A 13,079-nucleotide genomic window follows, 5' to 3' on the forward strand; every position below is an offset into this window, starting at 1 on the left:
TCGTAGGTTTAGGCACGTCAGGGTGTTGTTACCGGCGGTATGAATCAAGGAAATGGGCTGTTTTGAAGCCAAATGCCCCATTTTTCAAGATCGAATATGGCCGGAAAGTGGTCCGGGCCACACCGGTGGTGCTGTGAGGCCGCGCACATCGTCGACGGTGTGTGACGGGCCCTCCGCCGGCTGTGCCGGACGTGCCGGGTGGTGGCCGGGTCGGGGGTGGCCCGCACCACAGCCCTCACCCGTCGCGCCCCGTGCCGTCACCCGCTGTGTCCGCAATAGCCTCGGGCCATGAGCAACGAGAGCGATGCAGAGGCCGTCGGCGGTGCCGAGGAGCCCATCGGAGAGCCGGGGGCCGCGGTCGCGCCGGCCGGGTTCGAGCTGGGCACCGACGGCCCCAGGATGATCCTGGCCGGCCTGGACGGCTCGGACTCCTCCTGGCGGGCCACCGCCTATGCGGCCGGCCTCGCCCGCCGGCAGAACGCGACCCTGACCATCGCCTACGTGCAGCCCGTCCTCGGCGCGGCCACCGCGCTCGCGGGCGCGGCCGTCGGGGAGACCACCCAGGAGATCGCCGACGAGCTGCTGGACGCCCTGCGCGAGGCCGAACACCGGCTGCGCGACGTCTGGCGGCTGGACTGGCGCTTCCTGACCATCCGCGGCGACCCGTTCACCGGGCTGGCGCGGACGGCGGACGAGCTGCGGGCGGACGCCGTCGTCGTCGGGGCCTCGGAGCGGGCCGGGCACCGGGTGATCGGCTCGGTGGCGGTGCGGCTGGTGAAGGCGGGGCGCTGGCCGGTGACGGTGGTGCCGTAGGGCCTCCCGCCGGGGAAGGTCGGAGCAAGGCGGGGGAAGAGCGCGGAAGGACGGAAGGGCCGCGTTCCCGGACGGAAGCCGGGAACGCAGCCCTTCGCGCGACGGAGGAACGGGAAACGGACGGGAAAGCGGCGCAGGTCTGTCAGCCGAGGATGGAGATGCTGTTGCCGCAGATGTTGAACTGCGCGTTGATCGGGATCTGGATCTGGTTGCCGGAGAGCACGCCCGGGGAGCCGGTGACGATGCCGGTGGCGGTGGCGCTGCCGGTGTTGATGCAGGTGGTCCCGCCCTGCGCGTCGTCGAGCAGCAGGCTGTCGGCGAGACCGGACGCCGTGCTGTCGGCGAGCCCGGCGGCGGGGGCGCTGTACCCGGCGCTGTCGCAGTCGCCCGCGAAGGCGGGACCGGCGGAGATGACGGCCAGCGCAGCGCTGAGGCCGGCGGCGAGCAGGTACTTCCTGGTGTTGGTCATGCCGGAAGGAATAGCCAGGCGACACGCCTGACACGACACAATCCGACCATAGGACCACCCGAACGCAGTCACGATCCGCCCCCGATGCAGGAACAGCGTCACCCGGCCGGAGCAGCGTCGCCCCCGCCGGAGTGCGGGCGGCCCGCCCCCGGAGCCGTCGGCTGCCCGGCGATAGGGTTCGTGACCATGACGGACACCCGGACCGCCACCCCGACCGCGACGTCGGCTGCAGCCCCGACCGACACCGCCGACACCCCGGCCGACACCGCTGCGACCCCGGCCACAGGCGTGACCGACACCGCTGCGACCCCGGCCACGAGGGTGACCGACACCGCTGACACCGCCGGCACCGCCTCCGGCAGCGACCTGCACCTCGAACTGCCCGCCACCGGTGGCCGTCGCGCCGCGCTGATGGCCGCCCTCCGCGAGGCGGTCCGCAGCGGCCGCCTCGCCCCCGGTACCCGGCTGCCGCCCTACCGCGCGCTCGCCGCCGACCTCGGCATCGCCCGCAACACCGCCGCCGACGCGTACGCCGAGCTGGTCGCCGAGGGCTGGCTCACCGCCCGGCAGGGCTCGGGCACCACCGTCGCCGACCGCGCCGAGCCCGTCGCCCCGAACCGGGCCCGCCGGGCCTCCCCGCCCCGACGGCTCGCGCACGACCTCCGCCAGGGCCAGCCCGACGCCTCCTCCTTCCCGCGCACCGCCTGGCTCGCCGCCGGGCGCCGGGCGCTCACCGCCGCGCCCAACGAGGCCTTCGGGCCCGGCGATCCACAGGGGCGGCGCGAACTGCGGGCCGTCCTCGCCGACTACCTGGCCCGCGCCCGCGGGGTGCGCACCGACCCCGAGCGGATCGTCATCTGCTCCGGCTTCGCCCACGCGCTGCGGCTGCTGTTCGACGGCGCGGGCGCCGTGCTGCCCGCCCGCGAGAACGGTCCGCTGGCCGTGGAGGCGTACGGGCTCGCCTTCCACCGCGGGCTGCTGGCGAGCGCCGGGGTGACCACCGTGCCGCTGCCGCTGGACGAGGACGGCGCGCAGGTCGGCGGGCTGGCCGGGCTGCCCGACGTCCGGACGGTGCTGCTCACCCCCGCCCACCAGTTCCCGACCGGGGGGCCGCTTCACGCGGCCCGGCGCGCGGCGGTGGTCGACTGGGCGCGCGGGCGCGGCGGGCTGGTCCTGGAGGACGACTACGACGGCGAGTTCCGCTACGACCGGCAGCCGGTCGGCGCCGTGCAGGGGCTCGACCCGGAACGGGTGGTCTACCTCGGCACCGCGAGCAAGAGCCTCACGCCCGCGCTCCGGCTCGCCTGGATGGTGCTGCCCGACCACCTGGTGGACCGGGTGCTCGCCGCCAAGGGTGAGCGCGAGGCCTGGGCGAGCGCGCTCGACCAGCTGACGCTCGCCGAGTTCATCGACTCCGGCGGCTACGACCGGCACGTCCGCCGGATGCGCCGCCGCTACCGGGACCGCCGCGACCACCTGGTGGCCGCCCTGGCCGCGCGGGCGCCGCACATCGAGGTGTCCGGCATCGCGGCCGGCCTGCACGCGGTGCTCCGCCTCGCGCCCGGCACCGAGCGCTCCGTGCTCAAGGCGGCCACGTACCGGGGGCTGGCCGTGGACGGGCTGGCGGACTACCGGCACCCGCTGACCGGGCAGGACGCGATGCCCGCGACGGACGGCCTGGTGGTCGGGTACGCCACGCCGCCGGACCACGCCTACCAGGCGGCCGTCGCCGCGCTCTGCGACATCCTGCCGCCACCGGTCTGAGCAGCCCCCGACGGCCGGGCGCGGCTCTACGGGCGGACTACGGCTCAACGACCGGGCGCGGCTCGACGGGCGGACTACGGCTCAACGACCGGGCGCGGCTCGACGGGCCGAGCGCGCGGCCCGGGAGCCGAGCGCGGCCCGAGGGTAAGGGGGCGCCCCGCTCAGGGGAAGGCGGAGCGTAGGCAATGGCCCGCCGCGTCCGCTCCGCTGTCATATGCCCGTACGGGCCCGGGCGGAGACCGGCGCCGGACGCGGCGGCGCCCCCTACGCTCCCTGGTCATGCGCAGAACACATGTGAGCCGCTTCGGAGTTGCCACGATCCTGGCCCTCGTCATCGGTCTGCTCCTCTCGGCCGCCCCCGCCCAGGCCGACACCCCACTGCTCGTCGTCAGCTCCGACAGGGCGACGGCGACCCCGGGCTCCTCGGTCACGCTCACGCTGACCCTGACCAATCCGCACGACACCCCCGTGCAGTTCGTTTACCAGTCCATCCAGCCGACCTATGGCACCACCCAGATCTCCGGGCTGAAGTACGCGTTCTCCTCCTGCGGCGGCAATGTGAGCGGGTGCGACACCGGCGCCACCAACGGCCTGGTCCACCACACCGTGCCCGTCGCGGCAGGCGGCAGCACCACCGTCACGCTCACCTACGACATCGCCGCCGACTCGGCCTGCGGCTCCGGCGCGCGGATCGACTTCTACACCTACATCTACGACGAGTACCAGGCCGGTACGGCCTCCGACTCCGGCATCCTCGACGTCCCCGGCAACGAGGTCACCTGCTCCTGAACCGCCCCGCAACCGGGAGTCCCGGGATTGCCCGGACGCCCCCCGAACACCCGTCAGGTGCCGGCCGCCCCCGTACCGGCACCTGACGGGCCGTCCGCGCGGAAGCCGGGAAGCCCGGAAGCCCGGAAGCCCGGAAGTACGGGAAGCCCGGAGGCACGGAAGTTCGGATGCGGAGACGCGCGGATGCACGGACTGTCAGACCCGGATGGCAGGCTTGGGCCCATGGCCGAACCGCTGACCACCGACGCGCCCGAGCCCGGCACGCCGCCCGCGACCACCACCGCGCCCGGGACCACCACCGCGACCAGCCCCGACGGTGCCCTCCCGGGCTGGAGCGCCGTACGTCCGGGCGAGACACTGCCGAGCGACCTCGGGCTCCCGATGCCCTTCGCCGTGTACGAGGCGATCCGCGCGCGGGCGGACGCGGAGACCGCGCCGCTGGTCGACCGGCTACTCCGGCCCTCCCTCGTGCTCGATGCGGAGGCGGGCGGCCCGGAGGCCGGCCGGCTCGGCGGACTGCCCGCGCTGCCGGAGGGCACCGAGTGGCCCGAGTTCGCCGGCCGGCCGATGCAGTTCCTCGCCGGGCTCGACTGCGCCGGGCTGGGGGAGGCCTTCCGCACCACCGGCGACGGCGGCGACTGGCCGCTGCCCCAGGACGGGCTGCTCCTCTTCTTCCACGACGACTGGATCTCCGACTTCAGCGGCCGTGGCTGCCGCGTCCTGCACGTTCCCGCCGGTGCGCCGCCCCGGCCCGCGCCGGAGAGCGAGCTGAGCACGCCCGCCGTCGCGGCCGTCCCCGTCCGGGCCCGCTGGCAGCTCTCCGCACCCTCCTACCAGGACCAGGAGCTGGAGAACCTCTTCCCGGACGACTTCATGATCGCCCTCGACCTCGCGGCCGACTTCCGGGACCACCTGCCCCGCCCCGACGTCCGCGTACTGGGCTGGTGCGACACCGACACCGGCCGCCCGGCCGACCACCGGCCGCTGCTCCAGATCGAGAACCAGGCCCTGGACGTGGCGTGGGGCGAGTGCGTCAACGTCTCGTTCTGGATCACCGACGAGGACTTGGCGGCCGGCCGCTTCGACCGGGTCCGGCACGGCTTCGAGGTGGCCTGAGCAGCGGCGCGAGCGGCTCCGGCGCGCCGCCACTAGGCTGCTGGGAAAGGTCGCGGCACCCGCTCGAAGCAGCCCGCGGCCGAGAAGGAGCGGCCTGAGGTGCAGCCGGCCCGGCGAAGTGGGCAGACGTGAAGCGGTGAGGCAGACGTGACACCCGAGGGATCGGCCGTACCGCTGCCGGAGGAGCCCGACCTGCCCGAACCTCCGGTGGCGGAGCTTGTGCGTGCGGTCCGGGCCCACCCCTCCCGGCTGCCCGAGCTCCTCGCCGTGTTCGCCGTCCGCCATCGCGGACCCCGCGCCGCCCGTCGGGTCGCCGCGCTGCGGGCGGAGCATCCGGACGCGGCGCCCGGTGAGCTGGTGGCGCGGTCCGTCGAGCACGCCCGGCGGGTGAGCCGGAGGGAGGGCGCCTTCGTCGCCGGGCCGTTCGTGTGGCTGATCCCGTTCGCGTTCTGCACCGCGCTGCTGGCGCAGGGGCAGCTGCTGCTCGAAGTCGCCGCCCTGTCCGGCAAGGACCCGGCCGCTTCCGCACGGGCCCCCGAACTGCTGGTGCTCCAGGGCGTCCACCCCGACGTCGCCGCCGCGGAGCGCGCCCTCGCGGCGCACCCGCCGGCCGCCGGGAGCGGCGGCCGGCGGCGCGGGTTCTGGTCGCTGATCCGGCGGATGGCCCGGCTGCTGGGGCTGACGAGCGAGGACGCCGACCCGCCGCCGTCCCGCCGGCAGACGACCGGTGAGTGGCTGCTGGTGATCCTGGTTCTCCTGGTGGGCATGGTCGCCCCGCTGGTCTGGCTGCCGTACCTGGCGGTCTCCTACTCGCGGGCCACCGACCGCATGGCGGCCCGGGCCGTCGCCTTCCACTTCGGCGGTGACCCGACGGTCCGGCTGGGGCAGCACCATGCGCGCTCCGACCCCGGGATCACAGGGGCCGTCTTCCAGGCGGTGCTCTCGCTGCTGATCCCGGTGGGGGGCGTGGTCGTCCTGCTGCTCGCCGACATCCACCTCGCGGGCAGCCGGTGGGCGGCCCTCGCCGTCGTACTGCTGGGCCTGTCCGGGCTGGTCGGCATGTTCTGGTACCGGCGGCGCCGGCGCGTGCGAGGGGGCTGAACCGGGCACGCGGGTGCCGGTGGGCGCGGATTCACCGCCTCCCGTACACCACGGCCGGGGCCCCGGGGCGCCGGTCCGCGCCACCCGTTCGAGGATCGAACGCCCGTGCCAGTGGTTGGCGCCTCCCCGGTCGGGCCGCAGGCGGTGCCGCTGCTCCGTTCGGGTGGATGGGATGGTTCCGGGCCGGGGGCGATTCGCATGCACAGGAATTCGGGGTTCCGTCTAGGGGCAGCTGACGGATTCCAACCACTCCACGGTGGAGATTCACCCTATCGGGCGGCACTCACCGTGCGTACGAGGTCTGCCGGGTGGCGGTGATCTAGGGTTCCCGGTGGGCCGCCCGAGAGGCGGATAAGAGTGCGGATATTTCGCCAACGCCCCCACCATGACGCCTATCTGACGATCTGCCACGGTAGCTTCCGGGGCGGGTCGGCGTGACCTGACCAGATGAAGGAGAACCCTGCCGATGCCGGTGGACACCAGCCCGGAGACACAGCAGGTTCCGCAGCAGTCGAGCCTTACGACGGCCGCTGCCCGCAATCTCGCCACCACTACCAAGTCCGCGCCGCAGATGCAGGAGATCACCTCCCGCTGGCTGCTCAAGGTGCTGCCCTGGGTGCAGGCCGCCGGTGGCGCCTACCGCGTCAACCGCCGTCTCACCTACACCGTGGGCGACGGCCGGATCGAGTTCATCAAGACCGGTTCGCAGGTCCGGGTCATCCCGCGCGAGCTGGGTGAACTCGCCCTGCTGCGCGGCTTCGAGGACGACGACGTGCTGACCGCCCTGGCCGACCGCTGCGAGCAGCGGGACTTCGGCCCGGGTGAGGTGCTGGCCGAGCGCGGCACGGCCGCCGACCGGATCTACCTGATCGCCCACGGCAAGATCAACCAGATCGGCACCGGCAAGTACGGCGACGAGACCGTGGTCGGTGTCCTCGGTGACGGCGACCGCTTCGGCGAGCAGGCGGTCCTCGACCCCGACGCCGTCTGGGAGTACACCGCCACGACCGCCACCGCCGGCACCGTGCTCTCCCTGCCCCGGCGGGAGTTCCAGGCGATCCGGGACGGCTCGACCGCCCTTCAGGACCACATCCACGACTTCCTCGCGCTGCCGCTCCAGCGCCAGAACGAGCGCGGCGAGGCCGAGATCGCCATGTCGGCCGGCCACCGGGGCGAGTACGAGCTGCCCGGCGCCTTCGTGGACTACGAGCTGAAGCCTCGCGAGTACGAGCTGAGCGTCGCGCAGACCGTGCTGAAGGTCCACACCCGGGTCGCCGACCTCTACAACCAGCCGATGAACCAGACCGAGCACCAGCTCCGGCTGACCATCGAGGCGCTGCGCGAGCGCCAGGAGTTCGAGCTCATCAACAACCCGGAGTTCGGCCTGCTCAACAACGCCGACTTCGACCAGCGGATCCAGACCCACTCCGGCCCGCCCACCCCGGACGACCTGGACGAGCTGCTCAGCCGCCGCCGTGACCCGGACTACCTGCTCGCCCACCCGCGCGCCATCGCGGCGATCGGCCGTGAGCTGAACGCGCGCGGGCTCTACCCCCACCATGTCGACCTCGGCGGGCAGCAGGTGCCGGCCTGGCGCGGGGTACCGATCCTGCCCTGCAGCAAGATCCCGATCACCAAGGAGAACACCAGCTCCATTCTGGTGATCCGGACCGGCGAGGACAACCAGGGCGTCATCGGCCTGCACCAGACCGGTATCCCCGACGAGTACCAGCCCAGCCTCTCGGTCCGGTTCATGGGCATCAGCGAGAAGGCGATCATCTCCTACCTGGTCAGCGCCTACTACTCGGCCGCGATCCTGGTGCCGGACGCGGTCGGCGTCCTGGAGAACGTCGAGATCGCGCACGGCCGCCACTGAGCGGCGTGCCGGGCCGTCGCCGCTGACGGCCGGACAGGACGCGGTCCGGCCGTAACCCGGCCCACCGCAAGATCGTTTCACCTGATGTCGGACGGCCCGCCCTTCGAGGCGGGCCGTCCGGTGTCGGCCCTCCCGGCGCCGGCCGATCCCCTGACGACGCTCCCGACGATGCGAGAGGTGCATGGAGCCCATGCTGCAGCGACAGCAGCCCCAGCAGCCACGACGGATACCGGTGGACGGGCAGCCGTGACCGCAGACCTGATCATGGTGAGCGGTGACGGCGGCGCTCTGCGCGGACGCCGGGTCCGGTTGGCCGGTGCGGCGGCCGGGGTCGCCGCACTCTGCGCGCTGCTGAGCGGCGCGGCCGGAGCCCGCGCCCCCGAGCACCACGGTGGGGGCAAACCCCACGGGCCGGTGGTCGAGACCTGTGTCGACACCGATACGGACGTCTCGGTGTCGGTCGGCAAGGGGGGCGTGGACGTCGAGGTCGACGTCCACGTGGAGGTCGGCGTGACGGTCGACCTCTCCGGGGTACTGCACCACCCCAAGCCTGACCCCGAGCCGCACCCGCACCCGCACCCCAAGCCCGGTCACCCGCCCGAGCACCACCACCCGTGCCCGACGCCCACGCCCACCCCCACCCCCTCTGCCACCCCGAAACCGACGCCGACACCGACGCCGACGCCGACACCCGTCCCGACGTCGCCGCCCAGAGCCACCCCGGTGCCGACCCCTGCACCGACAGCGACCCCCGCACCGGTACCGCCGGCCGCGCCCGCCCCGACGCCGAGGCCCACCCCGCCGCCCGCGTCACCCCGGCCGATGCCGACACCCACGCCGAAGCCCACCGCGCAGCCGGTCGTCCCGCCCCCGGCGCCCGCACCCGAGCCGCCCGCGCCGACTGTCGAGCCCAGCCCGCCGGCCCCCAGCCCGGTGCGGCCGAAGCCCGTGGTCAAGCAGGTCCGGGTGCCGCTGGCCCCGCCGGTGCCCGCGCCGGCGCGCCACCACGGCAGTTCGCCGACCAGGACGATGCTGCTGGTCACCGTGCCCGCCGTGCTCGCTGCGGCGGCCCTGCGCCCGCGCGGCGGCGGCCGGTCCGGCCGCGGTGGTACCGGCCGTTCCTGACCGCGGCGCGGGTACCGACACCGCCCCGCGCCGAGCACATTCCCCGGCGGCCGGCCGCTTCGTACGACGCGGCCGGCCGGATGCCGGACCGACCGGCCGGCGACCCCGGCCGGAAAACCCCAGCCGAAGAAGGGAGTTCCCATGTCCGAGTGGTTAGCGCTGGCCATCGCCATGTCTGCGGCCTGCGTCGTCGTGGTGGCGGTGGTGCTGCTGAGGCACCGCCGGGCCAGCGAGGAGGAGGACACCGACGAGACGCCCGACGTGATCGAGTACATGACGATGATGATCGGCGTGGTCTACGCGATCGTGCTCGGCCTCGCCATCGCCGGTGTCTGGGAGGCGCGCGGCGCCGCCCAGGACGACGTGCTGCGCGAGGCGCAGTCGCTCCACGAGGTGAGCGAGCGCGCCCAGGTCTACCCGGTCGAGTTCCGCGACAAGGTCCGGGCCGACGTGGACGCCTACGTCTCGTACGTGGTCGACGTCGAGTGGAAGTACATGCGGGACCACGGCGAGATCTCCGAGCAGGGCACCGCGCTGCTGGAGAAGCTGCGGACGGACGTCGCGACCCGCGCACCCGCGTCGGACCTGGAGGCCCAGGCCTACCAGCCGATCATGGACCGGATCGGCATCGCCGACGAGACCCGCAACGCCCGTGGCCAGAACGCCGGGCCGACCATGCCGGGTGTGGTCTGGTTCGGCCTGATCGTCGGGGCCGTGGTGACGGTGGGTATGGTGTTCGCCCTCCAGATCCGGCGCTCGACCCGGGAGTTGCTGCTCGCAGGGGCGTTCAGTGCGCTGATCGCCTTCCTGCTCTTCCTGATCTGGGACTTCGACGACCCGTTCGGACGGAGCGTCTCGGTCACCACCCAGCCGTTCACCGACCTCTTCCCCACGCTCGGTGGCGGCCAGGAGTGACCCGTCCCGGCCGGTCCGCCGGGGCCATGCCCTTCGACAGTCTGCCTTCGATAATCTGATCGGGCCGTCGGGGGCCGGTCCCGTCGGTGCCTCCGAAGGGATCGTGAGCCGTGGCCTACCCGCCGCCGCACCAGCCTGCCCCCCATCCGCCGCGGCGCCCCGAGCGGGCGTGGTGGTGGCTGCCCGAGAAGGAGCGTCGGCGGCGGCAGTTGCAGCGGCGGGAGTGGCTGGCCCACAAGCGGCAGAACCGCAAGAAGAAGGACCGTGACTGGTCGGACGCCTGCGACGCCTGTGACTGCTGTGACCTCGGCGATCCCTGCCTGATCGCGCTGGTCCCGGTGATGACGGTCGCGGGCGTCCGGTTCGCCCTCACCGGCGGCCGCGGCCCGCGCCGCGGTCACGCCGACCCGGCGGCGCCGGCGCCGGGCGGCTTCGCGGCGGGCGTGCTGTACGGCGCGGTGCGGTACTACCGGACCGACATCAGCCCTAAGCGCCCGGCCTGCTGCCCGTACACGCCGACCTGTTCGACGTACGCCGTCCAGGCGCTGCACCGGCACGGCGCGGTGCGCGGTGCCCGGCTGACGGTCGGCCGCCTGCTCCGCTGCCGGCCGGGCGTGGCCCGCCGCGGCAACGGGGTCGACCCGGTGCCGGAGCGCTGACCCCGGACGGCGGACGGCGGAAGCGACCCGGGGGCCGCGCGGATCACAGTGATCCGTGCGGCCCCCGGCCTTGTGTGACGATGCGTCAGTGCAGGCTGCCGTCGAGTGCGTTGAGCAGCGTGCCGGAGGCGTCGTCGTTCTCCAGCGAGAAGGCGAACATCCCGGCCAGGCCCTTGCTCCTGGCGTAGGCCCCGCGCGCCTGGATGGCCTGCGGGGTGTCACCCGTCCAGAAGTTGGTGCCGTCGTAGACCCACGAGGTCTCGGTCACCTGGTCCCAGTGGGTGGTGGCGGCGGTGGCGTTCAGCTCCTTCCAGGCGGCCAGGCCTGCCTCCGCGCTGAGCGGCTTGGCCGGCGTCGGGCCGGTCGCGCTCTGGTACAGGCCGAAGGCGGTGCCGGCCGGGACACCCGTCCAGCCGCGCCAGTAGAACGGGATCCCCAGCACCAGCTTGCTCGCCGGGAACCCGCCCGCGATCCCGTACTCGGGCAGGCCGGTGGTGTACGCGGTGAGCGTGGTGTCCACGTTGTACTTGCGGGTGCCCGGGGTGATCGGCGTGGTCGGGTCGTTCGGGCTGTCGTGCAGCGGGTCCTGGTGGTTGGTCGGCCCCTTGGCGTCCCAGGCGCCGTGCATGTCGTAGGTCATGACGTCGGCGTAGTCCAGGTAGGCGCCGATCCGGTCGGTCTCCAGCTGCGCGATCTTGTCCTGGCCGCTCGGCAGCGCCGCGGTCAGCAGGAACCGCTTGCCCTGGGCGTTGCCGAGGGCGTCCAGCTGGGTGCGGAACTCCTTCAGCAGCAGGGTGAAGTTCTGCTTGTCGGCGGGGGAGTAGTGGTTGCCGGTGTGGCCGCCGGCCGAGCCGGGGTACTCCCAGTCGAGGTCGACGCCGTCGAAGAGGCCGGCCGCCGAGGCCGGGCCCCCGGAGGCGTCACCGGCGATGCCGGTCGGCAGGTTGCCCTTCAGGAACATGTCGAGGCAGGAGGAGACGAAGGCCTTGCGGGAGCTGTCGGTCGCGGCCGCGTCCGAGAAGTACTTGGAGTACGTCCAGCCGCCGATCGAGATGGTGAAGCGCAGGTTGGGGTACTTGGCCTTCAGCTGGCGCAGCTGGTTGAAGTTGCCCTTGAGCGGCTGCTCCCAGGTGTCCGCGGAGCCGTCCACGCTGGCCGCGCCGTTGTAGTCGGCCTGGTAGTCGGCGTAGGCGTCGCCCGCGCCGTCACCGGCGTTGGGGTTGGACTCGTTGGCCGAGTCGGAGGCCTTCACCGCCTGGAAGCACGTGTGCGAGGTCGGGTGGATGTTGGCGAAGGCGTAGGTGATGACGTCCAGCTTGCCGGCGGCGCCGCTGCTGTCGACGTTCTTCGCGTGGTACGCGTTCTCGTAGACGCCCCACTGGTCGAAGTAGGCGGAGCGGAACGGGCCCGCGGCGGGCGCGGCCGCGGTGGTGGTGGCGACCCGTGCGGACTGGGCGGAGCCGTGGCTGCCCGAGTAGGCCTGGACGGTGAAGCCGTAGGCGGTGCTCGGCAGCAGCGAGCTGACGGCCACCGAGGTGCCCATCGAGGTCGCCACCAACTGGCCGCCCGAGTACACCTTGTACGAGACCGGGCCGTCGCCGGTGGTCAGGGTGGACGGCTGCCAGGTGAGCACCACGGCGTTGTGGGTGACCTTGCTGACGGTCACGCCGGTGGGCGTGGTGACCTTGCCGTCCCCAGCCGGGCCGGTGCCCGTCGAGGTGGCGGTGGCCGTCGCGGTCGGGCTGGTCGTCGCCGTGGGGCTGGTCGAGGCGGTGGGGCTGGTGGTCGCGGTCGGGCTGGTCGAGGCCGTCGGGCTGGTGGACGCCGTCGGACTGCCGGACGCGGTGGGGCTGTTGGACGCTGTCGGGCTGGTGCTGCCGGTCGGCCCGGCCGGGCCGGTGAGAGTGAGGTCGTCCGCGCGGTAGGTGCCGGTGCCGTACCAGCCGTGCGTGAACACCGTCACCGAGGTGGTGGTCGCGCCGGTGGTGAAGGTGGTGCTGAGCTGGGTCCAGCCGGTGGCCCCCGGCGTCCAGGCCTGGGAGTTGACACCGGTGCCGGTCGCGCCGAGGTAGACGTAGCTGCCCTGCACCCAGCCGGCCAGGGTGTACTGGGTGTTCGGCTGGACGGCGACGGCCTGCTGGCACTGCGCGGTGTCGGAGGCCGAGGCGGCGCCGCTGAGTGCGTAACTGCCCCCGTGGACCGGGGTGGTGACGACCGACCCGTTGGCGCAGCTCCAGCCTGCCAGGCCGCCGGTCTCGAAGCCGGCGTTGGTCAGCAGGTTGACGGAGGCGGCCGAGGCGGTGTCGAGCGAGAGGGCGAGGGCGGCGCTGCCGGTGGTGAGCGTGGCCGCCAGGGCCAGCGCGGTGGCCCGCCGGCGTGGCGCGGCGGCCCGGCGCTCGGCAGGGCGCGCGGGCGTGACTCTGTCGTGCATGCGGTGTCCTCCGGATGAGTG

At 73.5% G+C, this 13,079-nt stretch carries 11 protein-coding genes; 9 read left to right on the forward strand and 2 right to left on the reverse strand.

The annotated features are described in order from the left end of the window. Positions 1-399: 399 nt before the first annotated feature. Positions 400-813: a universal stress protein gene (locus ACZ6NC_RS39435; protein WP_465738743.1), complete on the forward strand. Its 414-nt coding sequence runs from the start codon at positions 400-402 to the stop codon at positions 811-813. Positions 814-955: 142 nt separating this feature from the next. Here ACZ6NC_RS39435 and ACZ6NC_RS39440 read toward each other — a convergent pair whose 3' ends face one another. After that, on the reverse strand, positions 956-1,282 hold the full coding sequence (locus ACZ6NC_RS39440; protein WP_465738718.1) for a chaplin: 327 nt from the start codon (positions 1,280-1,282) through the stop codon (positions 956-958). A gap of 186 nt (positions 1,283-1,468) precedes the next feature. Between ACZ6NC_RS39440 and pdxR the strand changes: the two genes are divergently transcribed. From pdxR to yidD, 8 genes are all read left to right on the forward strand, one after another. After that, on the forward strand, positions 1,469-3,046 hold the full coding sequence (pdxR, locus tag ACZ6NC_RS39445) for a MocR-like pyridoxine biosynthesis transcription factor PdxR (protein ID WP_465738719.1): 1,578 nt from the start codon (positions 1,469-1,471) through the stop codon (positions 3,044-3,046). Positions 3,047-3,325: 279 nt separating this feature from the next. After that, a complete protein-coding gene (locus ACZ6NC_RS39450; RefSeq protein WP_465738720.1) occupies positions 3,326-3,835 on the forward strand; it encodes a hypothetical protein in 510 nt (169 codons plus the stop codon). Between the two features lie 222 nt (positions 3,836-4,057). Further along, positions 4,058-4,951, forward strand: a complete 894-nt coding sequence (locus tag ACZ6NC_RS39455; protein WP_465738721.1) for a DUF1963 domain-containing protein — start codon at positions 4,058-4,060, stop codon at positions 4,949-4,951. Positions 4,952-5,098: 147 nt separating this feature from the next. Continuing rightward, entirely contained in the window at positions 5,099-6,052 is a 954-nt protein-coding gene (locus ACZ6NC_RS39460; protein WP_465738722.1) for a hypothetical protein, read from the forward strand. Positions 6,053-6,518: 466 nt separating this feature from the next. Continuing rightward, on the forward strand, positions 6,519-7,928 hold the full coding sequence (locus ACZ6NC_RS39465) for a family 2B encapsulin nanocompartment shell protein (RefSeq protein ID WP_465738723.1): 1,410 nt from the start codon (positions 6,519-6,521) through the stop codon (positions 7,926-7,928). 246 nt (positions 7,929-8,174) lie between these two features. Then, a complete protein-coding gene (locus tag ACZ6NC_RS39470) occupies positions 8,175-9,053 on the forward strand; it encodes a hypothetical protein (RefSeq protein WP_465738724.1) in 879 nt (292 codons plus the stop codon). A gap of 141 nt (positions 9,054-9,194) precedes the next feature. Continuing rightward, positions 9,195-9,968, forward strand: a complete 774-nt coding sequence (locus ACZ6NC_RS39475) for a bestrophin-like domain (protein WP_465738725.1) — start codon at positions 9,195-9,197, stop codon at positions 9,966-9,968. 110 nt (positions 9,969-10,078) lie between these two features. Continuing rightward, on the forward strand, positions 10,079-10,627 hold the full coding sequence (gene yidD, locus ACZ6NC_RS39480; RefSeq protein WP_465738726.1) for a membrane protein insertion efficiency factor YidD: 549 nt from the start codon (positions 10,079-10,081) through the stop codon (positions 10,625-10,627). Between the two features lie 85 nt (positions 10,628-10,712). Here the strand turns inward: yidD and ACZ6NC_RS39485 are convergent, their stop codons facing one another. Next, entirely contained in the window at positions 10,713-13,058 is a 2,346-nt protein-coding gene (locus ACZ6NC_RS39485; RefSeq protein ID WP_465738727.1) for a glycosyl hydrolase family 18 protein, read from the reverse strand. Positions 13,059-13,079 lie beyond the last annotated feature (21 nt).

The organism is Kitasatospora sp. NPDC041988, assembly GCF_055588525.1.